The sequence below is a fragment of the Paracoccus sp. J39 genome, assembly GCF_000518925.1.
GTDB lineage: Bacteria > Pseudomonadota > Alphaproteobacteria > Rhodobacterales > Rhodobacteraceae > Paracoccus.
Map to the genome: position 1 here is coordinate 128,230 of NZ_JAEN01000004.1, position 15,402 is coordinate 143,631.

Below are 15,402 nucleotides of genomic sequence, written 5' to 3' on the forward strand. Positions count from 1 at the left end.
GCCTGCCGGCTGCCCCGCAGGGGGCCGCTCGGGCGCACCCTGCCAAGGGGCCGGGGCCGGCTAGCCTCGGGCCAGCACCGCATCGCAGCGGGCGCAGGTGCCCGGGTGGCCGTGGCTGCCGACATCGGGCAGGATCTTCCAGCAACGCTGGCATTTCTCGCCCTCGGCGGTCTCGAAGACCACGCCGATGCCCGGCACCTCGGACAGCCGGAATGCCTCGCCCGGGGCCGGATCGGGGGTCAGGCTCAGCCCGGAGGTGATGCAGATATCGGCGAAATCCACCGATTTCAGCGCCCTGAGCTCCTCGGCATCCTCGACATGCACCACCGGCGCGGCCTCGAGGCTGGCGCCGATCACCTTGTCGCTGCGCTTGATCTCCAGCGCGGCGGTGACGACGCGGCGGACGCGGCGGATGGTTTCCCATTTCCGGGCCAGCGCCTCGTCCAGCCATTCGGCCGGGGTGGCGGGGAAGTCCTGCAGATGCACCGAGCCTTCCTCGGAAGGGAAGCGCGCCAGCCAGACATCCTCCATGGTGAAGGGCAGGACCGGCGCCAGCCAGGTCACCAGCCGGTGGAACAGCAGGTCCAGCACCGTCCGCGCCGCCCGCCGCCGCAGCGCGTCGGGGGCATCGCAATAAAGCGCATCCTTGCGGATGTCGAAATAGAAGGCCGAAAGGTCCACCGTGGCGAACTGGAACACGGCCTGGAACACGCCCTGGAAATCGTAGCTGTCATAGCCGCGGCGCAGCTGCCCGTCGATCTGCGCCAGCCGGTGCAGCACCCATCGCTCCAGCTCGGGCATCTCCTCGACGCCGATGCGCTCGGCCTCGGTGAAACCGTCCAGGTTGCCCAGGACGAAGCGCAGCGTGTTGCGCAGCCGGCGATAGCTGTCGGCCGTGCCCTTGAGGATCTCCTTGCCGATGCGCAGGTCCGCCGTGTAGTCGGACTGCGCCACCCAGAGCCGCAGGATGTCGGCGCCGTATTCCTTGATCACATCGTCCGGCGCCACGGTATTGCCCAGCGACTTGGACATCTTCATGCCCTTTTCGTCCAGGGTGAAGCCATGGGTCAGCACGCCCCGATAGGGCGCCCGGCCCTTGGTGGCGCAGGCCTGCAGAAGCGAGCTGTGGAACCAGCCGCGATGCTGGTCGGTGCCCTCCAGATAGAGGTCGGCGATCCCGTCGGGGCTGCCGTCGGCGCGGTCGCGGATCACGAAGGCATGGGTCGAGCCGGAATCGAACCAGACGTCCAGCACGTCCATGACCTGCTCGTAAGCCTCGGGATCGGCCAGGCCCTCCAGCATCCGCGCCTTGAAGTCGGCGTGATACCAGACATCGGCACCGTCCTTCTCGAAGGCCGCGATGATGCGGTCGTTGACGCGCTGGTCGCGCAGCAGGAATTCCGGATCGGTGGGCCTGGCGCCTTTCTTCACGAAACAGGTCAGCGGCACGCCCCAGGCGCGCTGGCGCGACAGCACCCAGTCCGGCCGGTTCTCGACCATGGAATACAGCCGGTTGCGCCCGGTCTGCGGCGTCCAGCGCACCAGCTTGTCGATCGAGGTCAGCGCCCGCCGGCGGATGGTGTCGCCATATTCGCCCATGCCGTCGTCCAGCACCTTGTCGATGGCGGCGAACCATTGCGGGGTGTTGCGATAGATCAGCGGCGCCTTCGAGCGCCAGCTATGCGGATAGGAATGCTTGATCCTGCCCTTGGCCAGCAGCGCGCCCGCCCAGGCCAGCTGCTTGATGACGCTGACATTGGCCGGGCCTTCCTTGCCGTCCGGCGCGATGATCGCCTGGCCGCCGAACAGCGGCAGGTCGGCGCGATAGGCGCCGTCCGGCTCGACGTTGTAGGTCATCGGCAGCCCGTATTTCAGGCCAAGCTGATAGTCGTCGTCGCCATGGCTCGGCGCGGTATGCACGAAGCCGGTGCCGGCGTCGTCGGTGACGTGATCGCCGGGCAGCATCGGCACGTCGTAATCCCATTCGCCGGCGCCGCCCTCGACGCCGCGCAGCGGATGCGACAGCACCAGCCCCTCCAGATCGGCGGCCGTCACGTCGCGAAGCCGCTGCCAGTCCTCGATCCGGGCGGCCTGGCGCACGCTTTCGGCCAGCGCATCGGCCAGCACCAGCAGCTCGCCGCTCTTCGCCGTCGCGTTCTCGGCCACCGCGCCCACGCGATAAAGCCCGTAGGCGATGGCCGGATGATAGGCCACGGCGCGGTTCTGCGGGATGGTCCAGGGCGTGGTGGTCCAGATCACCACGCTGGCGGGTTTCTCCGTTGCCCAGATACCTTGCGAGGATTCCACCGGGAAGCGCACCCAGATGGTGTGGCTGGTATGGTCGTGATACTCGACCTCGGCCTCGGCCAGGGCGGTCTTCTCGACCGGCGACCACATGACCGGCTTCGAACCCTGATAGAGCGAGCCGTTCATCAGCAGCTTCATGAACTCGGCCGCGATCACCGCCTCGGCATGGTAGTCCATCGTCAGATAGGGATCGTCCCATTTGCCGGTGACGCCCAGCCGCTTGAACTCCTCGCGCTGGATGCCGATCCAGTGCTCGGCAAAGCGGCGGCATTCCTGGCGGAACTCGACCACGTCGACGGCATCCTTGTCCTTGCCGGCGCCGCGGTATTTCTCTTCGATCTTCCATTCGATCGGCAGGCCGTGGCAGTCCCAGCCCGGCACATAGCGCGCATCGCGGCCCATCATCTGCTGGCTGCGGGTGATGAAGTCCTTCAGCACCTTGTTCAGCGCGTGGCCGATATGCAGGTTGCCGTTCGCATAGGGCGGGCCGTCATGCAGGATGAAGGGCGTCCGCCCCCGGGCGCGCTCGCGCAGCCGGTCGTAGATGCCGATGCGCTCCCAGCGGGCCAGCCAGTCCGGCTCGCGCTGCGGCAGGCCGGCGCGCATCGGGAAATCGGTCTGGGGCAGGAAGACGGTGTCGCGGTAATCGGGCGCGGCTTGGGTTTCGGCGGTCGTGTCGCTCATCTGGCGGGAATCCTTCGGTGGCTGGGCAGGCATGCATGACCCGGCGGCGAGGACATCCTACGCCGCCGGGCGAATAATTCGAAAAATTCCGGCCCTGCTGAACATGCGCGGGTTATAGGAAACCGCCCCGACCCCTGCAAGCGCGGCTTGCACCCGCGCCGCGCCTCGGGGAGCTAGCGGCCATGAGCTACAGGATCGCCATCGCGGGGCGCCGGGATCGGCGCCACGCTGCTGGCCGGCGAGGGCCACGAGGTCGCCCTGTTCGAGCGTTCGCCGCGTCGAGTCCCTTGGGCTCGGGCCTGGTGATCCCGCCCGTGGGGCTGGCCGTCCCGGACCGCATCGGCGCGGGCGAGGAGGCGCGCCGCCTCTCCAGCCCCATCGCCCGGATGCACCGGCACGAGGTGCGGGGACGCCAGGTGCTGGATGTCTCCTATCCGGCGACCGCGCCGGGCCGCGGCATCCACCGGGCTGGCATGTGCGCATCTACCAGGCGATGAGCGCGGCCTTCACCCCGATGTATCAGTCGGGCAGCCGCAGCCTGCTCCGGCTGCGCGACTTGGTGCTTGCCCCGCTCTCGACCCTGCCGCTGCTGCGGCGCGGGCTGACGCATCTGGTCGCGGGCACCATGATCCCGCCGCTTTCCGGGACGCGCGATCCGTGACGGGCTTGCAGGACCGGCCCCAGGGGTCCATATCCGCGCCATGATCCCGCCCCGTTTCGACGTCACCTCCGAACAGATCGACCGCGTCGTCGCCACCTTCTACGCCGCGGTCCGCCGGCACGAGGTGCTGGGCCCGGTCTTCGCCGCCCATGTCGCCGACTGGCCCGAGCACGAGGCCAAGATCGCCCGCTTCTGGCGCAACGCCATCCTCTACGAGCGCGGCTATGACGGCAATCCGATGCAGGTGCACATGCGCGCCGGCGACGTGAAGGCCCAGCACTTCGCGCCCTGGCTCATGCTCTTCGACGAGACCCTGCGCCGGACGCTGCCGCCCGAGACGGCGCGGGCCTGGTCGGCGCTCGCGCATCGCATCGGCGCCGGGCTGCGCATGGGGGTCGAGGACCTGCGCGAGCGGCGCCCCGGCCCGCCGGTCTTGCGCTGAGCCGCGCGCGGGTGTAAACAAAACGGGAACATCCGAAGGGGATTCCCATGAAGATCGACTATCTCGAATTCTCCTCGCCCGACCTGCCGGCCACGAAAGCCTTCTTCACCCGCGCCTTCGGCTGGCGCTTCAACGATTACGGCCCCGACTATCAGGAGATGGCCGATGCCGGCCTGTCGGGCGGCATCGCCGCCGGCCCTCTGGCGCCGCCGCTGGTGATCCTCAAGGCCGACGACCTGGAAGCCGCGCTGGCCCGCGTGACCGAGGCGGGGGCGACGATCACCCGGCCGATCTTCGACTTCCCCGGCGGCCGCCGTTTCCAGTTCCGCGAGCCGGGCGGCACCGAAATGGCGGTCTGGTCCGAAGGCTAGCGTCGCGGCGGCCGCGCCTTGTAGGCCGGCAGCCGCCAGCCAAAGCTCATGCTGCCCGCGCGCAGCAGCAGCACCATGGCGGCGCAGCCGATCAGCGCCCAGCCGCGCCCGGTCCCCAGCGCCAGCAACAGCAGCGCCGCCACCGCCCCGCCAAAGGCGGCGGTGACGTAAAGCTCGCCCTGCTTCAGCACCAAGGGCACCTCATTGCCGACCACGTCGCGCATCAGCCCGCCGAAAGTGCCGGTCATCACCCCCATCAGCACGGTGACCACCGGGCTCACTCCCGCCTCCAGCGCCACGCCCACGCCCGCGGGCACCGCCACGGCCAGGGCAAAGGCATCCAGCCACAGGATGGCGCGATAGCGGCTTTCCAGCCGATGCGCGGTAAAGAACACCATGATCGCCGCGCCGGCGGTCAGCAGCAGCAGCTCGGGCCGCCCGACCCAGAAGACCGGCACCCGGCCCAGCACCAGGTCGCGCAACGTTCCGCCGCCGATCCCGGTCAGCGTGGCGAAGAAGATGAAGCCGACCACGTCCAACTGCCCGCGGCTGGCGACAAGCGCCCCGGTCAGCGCAAAGACCAGCACGCTGGCATAATCCAGCAGCGGGATCAGCGCCTCAAAGCTCACCCCGAGACCTTCGCCGGCTTGAAGGGCGCCATCCCCGCCCGCGCCAGCGCGTCGGCGCGTTCGTTCTCGGGATGGCCGGCATGGCCCTTGATCCATTCCCAGCGCACCTTGTGGCGGGCCTGCGCGGCGTCCAGCCGCTGCCACAGCTCGGCATTCTTCACCGGCTTGCGGTCGGCGGTGCGCCAGCCGTTCTTCTTCCAGCCGTGGATCCACTGCGTCACGCCGTTCTTCACATAGGCGCTGTCGGTGACGACGGTGATCTCGCTCGGCCGGGTCAGCGCCTCCAGGGCCGAGATCGCCGCCATCAGCTCCATGCGGTTGTTGGTGGTCTCGGCCTCGCCGCCGGACAGCTCGCGCTCCTTCAGCACCGTCTCGCCCTCCAGGGCGCGCATCAGCACCCCCCAGCCGCCGGGGCCGGGATTGCCGCTGCAGGCGCCGTCGGTCCAGGCGAAGAGCGCGCTCATGCCTCCAGCCCCTTGTAGCCGGGCAGGGCGGCGATGCGGTCGAGCCAGCGCCCGATGTCGGGGAAGCGCGCCATGTCGAAGCCGCCCAGGCTGCCCGCCGTATGGGTATAGCCGTAAAGGCAGATATCGGCGAGGCTGACGGTATCCCCCACCAGCCAGTCATGCCCGGCCAGCCGGTCCTCCATCACCTGCAGCAGCGCATGGCCGCGCTCAAGCAGCTCCGCCATGCGCTCGGGCGTCGCCTGCGCACGGCGATGCGGATAGGTCCGCAAGGCCGCCCGCACGGCGACGACCCCCTCGTGCTGGTTCTGCTCCCAGAACATCCAGCCCAGCATGGCGGCGCGCCCGAAGGCATCCTTCGGCACGAAGCGCGTGCCCTCGCCCAGCCAGCACAGGATCGCGTTCGATTCCGGCAACAGCCGGCCGTCATCCAGTTCCAGCACCGGCGCCTTGCCGAAGGGCAGCCGCCCCTCGGCCTTGGCGCGTTCCAGCGCCTCGGTCTGGTATTCCACGTCCAGGATCTCGCAATCGCGGCCCAGCAGCGCCAGCAGCAGCCGCACCTTGTAGCTGTTGCCCGAGGACGGCATAGACCACAGTTTCATCCCGCAACCCTTCTTTCTTGTCCAAATATCCTGGGGGAGCCCCGCAGGGGCGGGGGCAAAGCCCCCACGGGCGAGTGCTCAGGCCTCGCGCAGGACCCGCGGCACCTTGAACTCGACATTCTCCCGCGCCGTCTCGACCATCTCGACGGTCAGGTCGTAGCGTTCCCGGAAGGCCGCCACCACCTCGTCGACCAGCACCTCGGGGGCCGAGGCGCCGGCGGTCACCCCCACCGCCCGCACGCCCGCGATGGCGCGCCAGTCGATCTGGTCGGCGCGCATCACCAGCTGCGAATAGGCGCAGCCGGCGGCGCTGCCGACCTCGACCAGCCGGCGCGAGTTCGAGCTGTTCGGCGCCCCGATCACCAGCAGCGCGTCGATCCGCCCGGCGATGGCCTTGACCGAGGCCTGGCGGTTGGTCGTCGCATAGCAGATGTCCTCCTTGGCCGGGCCGACGATGTCCGGAAACCGCGCCTGCAGTGCGGCGACGATGGCGGCGGTGTCATCGACCGACAGCGTGGTCTGGGTGATGAAGGCCAGCCGCGAGGGATCGCGCGGCGCAATCCTGGCCACGTCCTCGACCGTCTCGACCAGCAGCACCTCGCCCTCGGGCAATTGTCCCATGGTGCCCAGCACCTCGGGATGGCCGGCATGGCCGATCATCACCATCTGCAAGCCCTCGGCATGGTGGCGCTCGGCCTCGACATGCACCTTGCTGACCAGCGGGCAGGTGGCATCGACAAAGACCATCTCGCGCCGCCGCGCCTCGGCCGGCACGGATTTCGGCACGCCATGGGCCGAGAAGATCACCGGCCGGTCGGAGGGCACATCGTCCAGTTCCTCGACAAAGACCGCGCCCTTGTCGCGCAAGCTGTCCACGACGAACTTGTTGTGCACGATCTCGTGGCGGACATAGACCGGCGCGCCCCATTTCTGCAGCGCCATCTCGACGATCTTGATGGCGCGGTCCACGCCGGCGCAGAAGCCGCGCGGCGCGGCCAGGTAAAGGGTCAGGGGCGGTTTCTTGTCCATGGGCCTCACCTAACCCCGGCAGGGGCCTGCCGCAAGGGATCAGGCGCCCTCGAAACTGGTCAGGGCATGGACCTCGTGGCCCAGCCCTTCCAGCAGCGTCCGCCCGCCCAGCTCGGGCAGCTCGATCACGAAGGCGCAGCCCACGACCTCGGCCCCCAGCCGCTCGCAAAGCGAGATGCCGGCCGCGGCGGTGCCGCCGGTGGCCAGCAGATCGTCGACGATCAGCACCCGCTCGCCGGGCTTCAGGGCGTCGTCATGGATCTCCATCACCGCCTCGCCATATTCCAGCGCATAGGCCTGGCTGATGACGGCGCCGGGCAGCTTGCCCTTCTTGCGGATCGGCACGAAGCCCACGGAAAGCTGATGCGCCACCGCGCCGCCCAGGATGAAGCCGCGCGCCTCCAGCCCGACGACCTTGTCGATATCCTCGCCGGCATAGGCGGCCAGAAGCTGGTCCACCGCCATGCGAAAGCCGCGCGCATCGGCGAAAAGCGTGGTCACGTCGCGAAACAGGATGCCCTCATGCGGGAAATCGACGATGGTGCGGATATAGTCGCGCACCGTGCGGCTGTCGCGGCGGCGCTTTTCCGGCCGGTTCTCCATCAGGGGCGCTCCATCTCGAAGGTCTCGGTGGTGATGGTGTAGTCCTTGTAGCCCATGCGCGACAGCCAGCCGGTGCCGTGCAGGTCGAAGCGGCCGTCCTTCAGGCAATCCTCGCGCAGGTGGATGCCGGTGACGACGCCCAGCACCATGTAATTCGCCTCGCCTGCCAGCCGCAGGATGCGCGTGGCGCGGCATTCCAGCGCCGCGGCGGCCCCGGCGACGCGCGGGCAGTCGATGCTTTCGCATTCCGCGGCCTCGATGCCGGCCGCCTCGAATTCGTTCACCCCGGCCGGGAAGGCGGCCGAGCTGGCATTGACCTGATCCTTCAGCGGCCCGTCGGCGATGTTGACGCAGAACACCCGCGACTGCGCGATCTGCGCCACGCTGTCCTTGGTGCCCTGCCGGTCCGGCTTGGCCGAGGTCGATGCGAACATGACCTGCGGCGGCACATAGGCGGTCAGGTTGAAGAAGGAATAGGGCGCCAGGTTGTCGCCCTGCCGGCCGCGGGTCGAGATCCAGCCGATGGGCCGCGGCGCCACGATGGCGTTCAAAGGGTTGTGCGGCAGCCCGTGGCCGTCCTGGGGTCGGTAGAACATGGCTGCCCTCGCTGTTCCCTGGGTGATGCGGGCCCCAGAAGTGACCCCATGCACGCGGCGCGTCAAGCCTCGCCGTTCTCGCCGGACCTGCCGCGGGGATTTTGCATCTTGTGATCCCGCAGGCGGTTTTCGTCGCGGCGGCTGCATGTTACGCGGTCCCTGCGCCGCGCCAAGACCCACCCGAATCCCGACCCCATCAGCGGAGGCAGGATGTACGAACTTTGCCCCGAGACCCCCGCCGACACGCCCGAGGTCGAGGCCCTGCTGGACCTGTGCTTCGCGCCGGGGCGCACGGCGCTGTCCTCCTACCGGCTGCGCGACGGGGTGGCGCCGGTCCGCGCGCTCTGCCTGATGCTGCGCGACGATTTCGGCGCGCTGATGGGGGCGATCCGCTACTGGCCGGTGCGCGTCGGCGGCCGGCCGGTGCTGCTGCTCGGCCCGGTGGCGGTGCATCCGACGACGCAGGGCGAGGGGCTGGGCGGGCTTCTGATGCGCGAAAGCCTGACGCGGGCAGCGGAAATGGGCTGGCAGCGGGTGATGCTGGTCGGCGATCTGCCCTATTATCAACGCTTTGGTTTCTGGAAGCTCGAGGGCGTCGAGATGCCGCCGCCCACCAATCCCGACCGGGTGCTGGGGATCGAACTGATCCCCGGCGCCTGGGAAGGCGTCACCGGGCAGGTCGAGCGCGAAACCGGCGAAGCCGCCGGTCTGCACGAGATGCGCCGCGACCCGCCCGAGGATCGCGGCGGCACCGGGGGCGTGCCGCCGGTTCACTCGGGATAGACGAAAGCCTCGGGGTGGTTGGCCAGGCTGCCGGTCAGCGCCGCGTAAAGGATGGTGCGGCCGTCGATGGTCTCGGGCCCGCCGGCCATGCCCAGCCAGGTCAGCAGCTCGGCCCCCTCGCCGTCGCGCACCGAAAGCACGCCATAGGCCGCGCCGCCATCGGGCGCGTAAAGCACCGCCATCTGGTTTTCCGCGCAATCATGCTGCTGGCAGGCGGTCATCGCCAGGTATTCCTTGCCGCCGAAGCCGACCTTCTGGCCGGGCGTCACCACCGCGCCCTCGCGCAGCCAGCCGGGCAGCTGATGCCCCTCGGCCATCTTCTCGACGGCTGCGGTCAGCGCCTCGTCCTTGCCCAGGTCGGCCAGCGTCAGCCCGCCCTCCTGCGCGGCCTCGGGCGCCGCCGGTTCCGCGGGCTGCCCGGCGGCATCCTGCGCCGTCGCGGCCTGTCCCAGGGCCAGCGCGGCGGTTACGGTCAGCATCGGGATCATGCGGCGGATGGTCATTTCCGGTCTTCCTTGTCCTTGTCCCACCGACGGAGGCCGCCAAGGCGGGAGGCGCGGCGGGTATGCATTCTGCGGTCGGAACCCGCCGGGCGGCTTGCGGGTTCCCTTGCCAATGCCCAGATGCTTGCGCAGACGAACTCCCGGCGCAAGCCATGACAATCCAAGGTGTCCACAGGATGACCGAGCAGACCCAGATCCCCGCCCGGCAGGCCGTGCTGCCCCCGATCGACGATCCGACCGTGCATGCCGAGATCGACCGCCTTGCCCGGCGCTACCTGCAGGCGGGCGGCGTGGCGATGGAGCTCATGGCCGCCGTCGGCGGCAAGGCCGAAGGGCTGATCGAGCGCCTGCCGGCGTCGGTGCGCGGGCGCATGGACCGCATCACCCTGGCGGCGCTGAACCGTGCCTTCGACGCCGCCTCGCGCTCGCGCGGGGTGATGCGGGATCGCGGCGACCTGTTCAACCGCATGCTCTCGACCACCTCGGGCGCGGTCGGGGGACTGGCCGGGATCGGCGGGGCCATGCTGGAACTGCCGGTCACGGTGACGCTGCTTCTGCGCGCGATCATGGACATCGCCGGCGAACACGGCTTCGATCCCGTCTCGGACGAGGCGCGGCGCGAGGCGCTGCATGTCTTCGCCTCGGCGGGGCCGCTTTCGGATGACGACGGCACCGATCTCGGCCTGCTGGCGGCGCGCATGACCATCACCGGCCAGACCGTGCAGGCGCTGATCGCGCGGGTGGCGCCGCGGCTCTCGGCCTCGCTGGCGCAGAAGCTGGCGGCGCAGGCGGTGCCGCTGCTGGGGGCCCTGGCCGGGGCTTCGATCAATTACAGCTTCACCCGCTATTACCAGGAACTGGCCCGGGTGCATTTCGGCCTGCTGCGGCTGTCGCAGGAAACCGGCATCCCGCGCGAGGCGCTGGCCGAGGCGCTGGAGCTGCGCATGATCCAGCTGCGCCCGAACACGGCGGCGCGGAAACTGTCCCGGCGCGGCTAGGCCTCGGTTTCGGCGGCCAGTTCCAGGACCCCCGCCGGGGCTTCCAGATGCGCGGTGTCCAAGGGGGCCGAGGGCCGGGCAAGGCGCGACTTCACCACCCAGTGCAGCCGCTCCTGCGCGCGGGTGATGGCGACATAGGCCAGCCGCTTCCACAGCGCCACCCCGGCCTCGCTGCGGCCCGACCAGGCGGCTGCGGCGATGTCGGGGGCAAAGACCTGCACGTCGGGCCACTGGCTGCCCTGCGCCTTGTGGATGGTCACCGCCGCGCCATGCAGGAAGGTCGCGCCCATGCGCGCGGCGAAGGGGATGAAGGGCTCCTCGACATCTGGCATCTCGATCTTGACGATGCTGGCGGCGGACAGCCGCGGCTCCTCGGCGCCGACGACATGCAGCCGCGAGAAGCCGGGCTTGCGCCCCGGCCCCAGATAGACCACCTGCGCGCCCTTGATCAGCCCGCGCGCCTCCAGGTCGATGCGCTTCTTGCGGTGCTTCAGCGGCAGTTCCAGCCCGTCGCAGATCAGGGGCTCGCCCGGCAGCAGCGCATCGCCCGGCGCGCCATAGGCGGAACGAAAGGCCTGGATCAGCTTGATGCGGGTGACGTTGCGCCAGACCAGCACCGGGCTTTGCGCCATCAGGTCGCTCTCGACCCGCTCGGCCCAGATCACCCGCGGGTCGCGGGCGGCGGCCTGGCGGATCATGCGCTCGAAGGCGTCGAATTCCAGCGCCGGATCGACCAGCGCATGGGCAAGGTCCAGGATCGGGCTGTCGCCCTCCTGCCGGTGGATGCGGCTCAGCATCAGCCGCTGCGGGGCGGCCAGCCGGTCGAAGACCATCTCGCCCGATTGCCCGACCGGGGCCAGCTGCGCGGGGTCGCCGAACAGGATCAGGACCGGGAAGATCTCGCGCAGGTCCTCGAACTGGCGCTCGTCCAGCATCGAGGCCTCGTCGACCAGCCCGATGTCCAGCCCGTCCTCGCGCCGCTTCCAGCCGCGGATGAAATCCGAACCGCGCAACCCCGCCGCGGCCAGCGCCCCGGGGATCGAGGCATGCTGGTCGTAAAAGGCCTTGGCCCGGTCCAGCGCCGCCTCGGTCAACCCTTCCATCAGCCCCTCGACGGAAGGCCGCTCGCCGGCGCCGGTCAGCCAGTCGGCGATGCGCTCGTATTCCGGATCATAGACCGGGGTATAGAGGATGCGGTGGATCGTCGTCGCCGGCACGCCGCGCATGCGCAGCACGAAGGCCGCCTTGTTGGTCGGGGCGAGGATGGCGACGGTGCGGCGGTCCTTGCGCTTCTTGCCCTCGTAATCGCCCGAGACGATGTCGACACCGGCCGCCTTCAGCGCCCTGGTCAGTTCCGCCAGCAAGAGGGTCTTGCCCGAACCGGCCTTGCCGATCACCGCCATGACCCGGCCCTTGCCGGGTTTCGGCGGCGCGATCTCCTCCGAGACCAGGTCGATGCCGGATTCTTCCAGCACGGCGGCAAGCGCGTCCCAGGCTTCGGCCTGATCGGGGGAAAGGGCGGGCAGGGTCATGCGCCCTTGTTATCCCGCGGCGCGAGGGGCGGAAAGGCCGTTCCGGCGGCCCCGCCGCGATTTGGGTATTTGAAGAACGAAGAAGAAGCCATCCCGGCCCGGTCTTCTCTGTTTCCCAAATACCCATGCGAGGCTGACGCGTTCAGGCCCGCTCGTCCTTGGGCGAGCCCATGACGACATGGGTGGTGATGGTGGCGATCTGCGGGAAGGCGCCCAGCACCTCGGTATGGAAGCGGCGATAGGCGTCCAGGTCGCGCACCTCGACCCGCAGCAGGTATTCGACCGAGCCGGTGATGTTGTGGCATTCCCGCACCTGCGGCGCGGCAAGGCAGGCGCGCTCGAAAGCCTGCTGCGCCTCGTTGGAATGGCGGGCGAGGCCGACGGTGACATAGGCGGTGAAGCCTGCCGCGCGGGCGGCGGGGGCGATGATGGCGCGATAGCCCTGGATGGCGCCGCGCCGTTCCAGATCCTGCACCCGGCGCAGGCAGGCCGAAGGCGACAGCCCGACCTCGGCGGCAAGCTGCTGATTCGGCATGCGGCCGTTCCGGGCAAGGATGCGCAAGATCCGCGCGGATACCGGGTCTATATCGAAGTCTGATTGTCCCTTTTCTGCCATCGCTCGCAAATCAGGCCGGAAATTGCATGAACATGACAATATCATTGCGGGATCTTCAGGGAAATCCGCAATGTCGCACCAGATCCTTTTGGCGCTTGTCGCCTTCGCCTTCGTCACCTCGGTCACGCCCGGGCCCAACAACCTGATGCTGATGGCGTCCGGGGCGAATTTCGGCATTCGCCGCAGCGTTCCGCATCTGCTGGGCGTGGCGCTGGGTTTCGGCGCCATGGTGGCGCTGCTGGGGCTGGGCGTCGACCGGCTGGTGGCCGGCGCGCCGCGTCTGGCCGAGGCGCTGAAGTGGGTCAGCATGGCCTATGTTCTGTGGCTGGCCTGGAAGATCGCCCATGCCTCGGCGCCCGGGAGCGAGGGTGTGGCGGCGCGGCCCATGGGCTTTCTGGCCGCCTGTGCCTTTCAATGGGTGAATCCCAAGGCCTGGATGATGGCGCTGGGCGCGCTTTCGGCCTATTCGGCCGGGGTGGGCGGCACGCTGGTGGTGGCGCTGGTCTTTACCCTGGTGAACCTGCCCTCGGTCGCGCTTTGGACGGCGATGGGGCAAGGGCTGCGCGGCGTCCTGTCCCAGCCGGCGCGGCTGCGGCTGTTCAACCGGGTCATGGCGCTGCTGCTGGTCGGCTCGATGCTGCCGGTCGTCACCGGGCACTGACCGCGATCAGCGCGGCGACGCCCAGCACGATCAGGGCCATGCCGGCCAGTTGCCGCGGGCGGATGCCCTCGCGGAAGACCCGGCCCGAGACGAGCTGCGCCATCACCACCTCGACCAGCGCCAGGGTGCGGACATTGGCCGCCGCGGTCAGCGCGAAGCCCAGGAACCAGAACAGCGAGGCCAGCGCCCCGAGCGCGCCGGCGCCCAGAGAGCTGCGCCAGTGCCGGGCTATGCCGGCCAGCGCCGGGCGGTCCAGCGCGCCCAGCCAGGCCAGCATGATCGCGCTTTGCAGGGCCAGGCTGAGGACCAGCACGGTCGCCGCGCGAACCGGTTCCGCGCCGAAGGGCAGGGCGAGGATCGCACCGCGAAAGCCGATGGCCGAGAGGCCGAACAGCGCCCCCGCCGCGATGCCCAGACCCGCCGCACGCCAGCCGCCGCGCCGCCAGTCGGCGCCCGACATCAGCACTACGCCCAGCGTCGCCGTGGCGATCGCCGCCATGCGGGCGGGGCCCAGCGCCTCGGCCAGGATCAGGGTGCCGATCAGCGCCAGCGTCACCGGTTCGGTCTTGATCAGTGCCGTGGTGACGCCGAAGCCGCGGCTTTCCATCGTCAGCAGCATCAGCGCGGTGGCGGCGATCTGCGAGGCGGCCCCCAGCGCCGCCCAGCCCAGCACCGTGGCGTCGGGCAGGGGCACCGGCACCAGCGCCGCCATCCCCGCCAGCACCAGCGCCGCGAAGGGCAGGCCGAAGAGGAAGCGCACGGCGGTCGCGCCCATGGTGCCCAGCTCGGCGGTCAGCCGCCGCTGCGCCGCATTGCGCCCGGTCTGGGCCGCGGCGGCGATCAGCGTGGCGAGGATCCAGCTCAAGCCCCGACCCCGCCCATCAGCCCCGGATCGCCTCCAGCATCCGCGTGACGTTTTCGGGATCGGCCTCGGGGGTGATGCCATGGCCGAGGTTGAAGATATGCGGGCCCTGCGAAAAGGCCCGCACGATCCGGCGCGTTTCGGAGACGAGTTCCTCGCCGCCGCTGACCAGCAGGCGCGGGTCGAGATTGCCCTGCACGCAGCCGTCCTTCTGCACCTCGGCCGCCGCCCAGTCGGCGCTGACCGAATTGTCCAGCGCCACGCAATCGGCGCCGGTGGCGCGGGCGAAGCCGGCATAGCGCGGCCCGGCCTCGCGCGGGAAGGCGATCACCGGGATGCCGGGGTGGCGGGCCTTCAGCGCGGCGATGATCCGGCGCGCGGGCTCGACGGCGAAATCGTCGAAGTCCCGGTCCTTGAGCGAGCCGGCCCAGCTGTCGAACAGCTTCACCACCTCGGCCCCCGCCTCGATCTGGGCCGAGAGATAGTCGATTGTCGCCTCGGTGATGCGGTCGATCAGCGCGGCGAAGGCGGCGCGGTCCTCGGCCTTGAAGCCGTGGGCCGGGGCCTGGTCGGGGGTGCCGCGGCCGGCCACCATGTAGGTGGCGACGGTCCAGGGCGCGCCGGCAAAGCCGATCAGCGTGGTTTCCCGCGGCAGCTCGCGCGCCAGGATGCGGACGGTTTCATAGACCGGCGCCAGCGTCTCGTGGATCGCCTCGGCGGGTTTCAGCGCCGCGACCCCGGCGGCGCTGGTGACGGTGGAAAGCCGCGGCCCCTCGCCGGTGACGAACCACAGGTCGAGTCCCAGCGCCTGCGGCAGCAGCAGGATGTCGGCGAAGAGAATCGCCGCGTCGAAGCCGTAGCGGCGGATCGGCTGCAGCGTCACCTCGGCCGCCAGGTCCGGCGTGTAGCACAGCGACAAAAAGTCGCCGGCCTGGGCGCGGGTGGCGCGGTATTCCGGCAGGTAGCGGCCGGCCTGGCGCATCATCCAGACGGGCGGAACGGGCAAACGCTCGCCCTTCAGCGCGCGCAGGATGGTTTTTTCGGACATGGTTCACCTCT

At 69.8% G+C, this 15,402-nt stretch carries 19 protein-coding genes; 7 read left to right on the forward strand and 12 right to left on the reverse strand.

All coding sequences use genetic code 11. The features are described 5' to 3' along the window. Positions 1-60 precede the first annotated feature (60 nt). Positions 61-2,991 carry an isoleucine--tRNA ligase gene (ileS, locus tag L632_RS0105505; RefSeq protein WP_028716455.1) on the reverse strand — a complete coding sequence of 977 codons (2,931 nt, stop codon included), beginning with the start codon at positions 2,989-2,991 and terminating at the stop codon, positions 61-63. 302 nt (positions 2,992-3,293) lie between these two features. On the opposite strand from ileS, the gene L632_RS0105510 reads away from it, so the two are divergent. The 4 genes from L632_RS0105510 to L632_RS0105525 are packed head-to-tail and all read left to right on the forward strand — an operon-like array spanning position 3,294 to position 4,465. Then, the gene (locus L632_RS0105510) at positions 3,294-3,488 is read left to right on the forward strand and encodes a hypothetical protein (protein ID WP_156929400.1); all 195 of its coding nucleotides are present in this window, start codon (positions 3,294-3,296) and stop codon (positions 3,486-3,488) included. Further along, positions 3,467-3,652, forward strand: a complete 186-nt coding sequence (locus L632_RS24250) for a hypothetical protein (RefSeq protein ID WP_036713643.1) — start codon at positions 3,467-3,469, stop codon at positions 3,650-3,652. The genes L632_RS0105510 and L632_RS24250 overlap by 22 nt, the downstream gene beginning before the upstream one ends. 40 nt (positions 3,653-3,692) lie before the next feature. Next, positions 3,693-4,094, forward strand: coding sequence for a group III truncated hemoglobin (locus L632_RS0105520; protein ID WP_028716456.1), 402 nt, complete (start codon positions 3,693-3,695; stop codon positions 4,092-4,094). Between the two features lie 47 nt (positions 4,095-4,141). Continuing rightward, positions 4,142-4,465 carry a VOC family protein gene (locus L632_RS0105525; protein WP_028716457.1) on the forward strand — a complete coding sequence of 108 codons (324 nt, stop codon included), beginning with the start codon at positions 4,142-4,144 and terminating at the stop codon, positions 4,463-4,465. Here L632_RS0105525 and L632_RS0105530 read toward each other — a convergent pair. The 6 genes from L632_RS0105530 to L632_RS0105555 form a co-directional block, all read right to left on the reverse strand. Beyond that, positions 4,462-5,094 carry a trimeric intracellular cation channel family protein gene (locus L632_RS0105530; RefSeq protein WP_028711350.1) on the reverse strand — a complete coding sequence of 211 codons (633 nt, stop codon included), beginning with the start codon at positions 5,092-5,094 and terminating at the stop codon, positions 4,462-4,464. The two genes, L632_RS0105525 and L632_RS0105530, sit on opposite strands and share 4 nt — an antisense overlap. Beyond that, the gene (rnhA, locus tag L632_RS0105535) at positions 5,091-5,558 is read right to left on the reverse strand and encodes a ribonuclease HI (RefSeq protein WP_028711349.1); all 468 of its coding nucleotides are present in this window, start codon (positions 5,556-5,558) and stop codon (positions 5,091-5,093) included. The genes L632_RS0105530 and rnhA overlap by 4 nt, the downstream gene beginning before the upstream one ends. Beyond that, positions 5,555-6,160 (reverse strand): glutathione S-transferase family protein, encoded by a 606-nt coding sequence (locus L632_RS0105540; RefSeq protein WP_028711348.1) that lies wholly within the window; start codon positions 6,158-6,160, stop codon positions 5,555-5,557. The genes rnhA and L632_RS0105540 overlap by 4 nt, the downstream gene beginning before the upstream one ends. Before the next feature lie 78 nt (positions 6,161-6,238). Then, a complete protein-coding gene (ispH, locus tag L632_RS0105545) occupies positions 6,239-7,189 on the reverse strand; it encodes a 4-hydroxy-3-methylbut-2-enyl diphosphate reductase (protein ID WP_028711347.1) in 951 nt (316 codons plus the stop codon). A 39-nt stretch (positions 7,190-7,228) separates the two neighbouring features. After that, on the reverse strand, positions 7,229-7,792 hold the full coding sequence (locus tag L632_RS0105550) for an adenine phosphoribosyltransferase (protein ID WP_051476385.1): 564 nt from the start codon (positions 7,790-7,792) through the stop codon (positions 7,229-7,231). Further along, the gene (locus tag L632_RS0105555) at positions 7,792-8,388 is read right to left on the reverse strand and encodes a flavin reductase family protein (protein ID WP_028711345.1); all 597 of its coding nucleotides are present in this window, start codon (positions 8,386-8,388) and stop codon (positions 7,792-7,794) included. Before L632_RS0105555 ends, L632_RS0105550 begins: the two co-directional genes overlap by 1 nt. A gap of 210 nt (positions 8,389-8,598) precedes the next feature. Between L632_RS0105555 and L632_RS22130 the strand changes: the two genes are divergently transcribed. Next, positions 8,599-9,171, forward strand: coding sequence for a GNAT family N-acetyltransferase (locus tag L632_RS22130; RefSeq protein ID WP_051416113.1), 573 nt, complete (start codon positions 8,599-8,601; stop codon positions 9,169-9,171). On the opposite strand, the gene L632_RS0105565 is transcribed toward L632_RS22130, so the two are convergent. Further along, positions 9,159-9,674, reverse strand: a complete 516-nt coding sequence (locus L632_RS0105565) for an Ivy family c-type lysozyme inhibitor (RefSeq protein ID WP_028711344.1) — start codon at positions 9,672-9,674, stop codon at positions 9,159-9,161. The two genes, L632_RS22130 and L632_RS0105565, sit on opposite strands and share 13 nt — an antisense overlap. A 176-nt stretch (positions 9,675-9,850) precedes the next feature. Here L632_RS0105565 and L632_RS0105570 point away from each other — a divergent pair, with 176 nt between their 5' ends. Then, on the forward strand, positions 9,851-10,672 hold the full coding sequence (locus tag L632_RS0105570; protein WP_036697438.1) for an EcsC family protein: 822 nt from the start codon (positions 9,851-9,853) through the stop codon (positions 10,670-10,672). On the opposite strand, the gene L632_RS0105575 is transcribed toward L632_RS0105570, so the two are convergent. Then, positions 10,669-12,204, reverse strand: coding sequence for an ATP-dependent RecD-like DNA helicase (locus L632_RS0105575; RefSeq protein WP_028716459.1), 1,536 nt, complete (start codon positions 12,202-12,204; stop codon positions 10,669-10,671). The genes L632_RS0105570 and L632_RS0105575 overlap by 4 nt on opposite strands. A 142-nt stretch (positions 12,205-12,346) precedes the next feature. Beyond that, positions 12,347-12,820, reverse strand: a complete 474-nt coding sequence (locus tag L632_RS0105580) for an Lrp/AsnC family transcriptional regulator (RefSeq protein WP_051416112.1) — start codon at positions 12,818-12,820, stop codon at positions 12,347-12,349. 70 nt (positions 12,821-12,890) lie between these two features. Between L632_RS0105580 and L632_RS0105585 the strand changes: the two genes are divergently transcribed. Continuing rightward, on the forward strand, positions 12,891-13,481 hold the full coding sequence (locus L632_RS0105585; RefSeq protein ID WP_028711340.1) for a LysE family translocator: 591 nt from the start codon (positions 12,891-12,893) through the stop codon (positions 13,479-13,481). On the opposite strand, the gene L632_RS0105590 is transcribed toward L632_RS0105585, so the two are convergent. Beyond that, positions 13,468-14,346: an EamA family transporter gene (locus L632_RS0105590; RefSeq protein WP_028711339.1), complete on the reverse strand. Its 879-nt coding sequence runs from the start codon at positions 14,344-14,346 to the stop codon at positions 13,468-13,470. The genes L632_RS0105585 and L632_RS0105590 overlap by 14 nt on opposite strands. Positions 14,347-14,362: 16 nt before the next feature. Then, positions 14,363-15,391, reverse strand: coding sequence for a uroporphyrinogen decarboxylase (gene hemE / locus L632_RS0105595; protein ID WP_028711338.1), 1,029 nt, complete (start codon positions 15,389-15,391; stop codon positions 14,363-14,365). Positions 15,392-15,402: the final 11 nt, after the last annotated feature.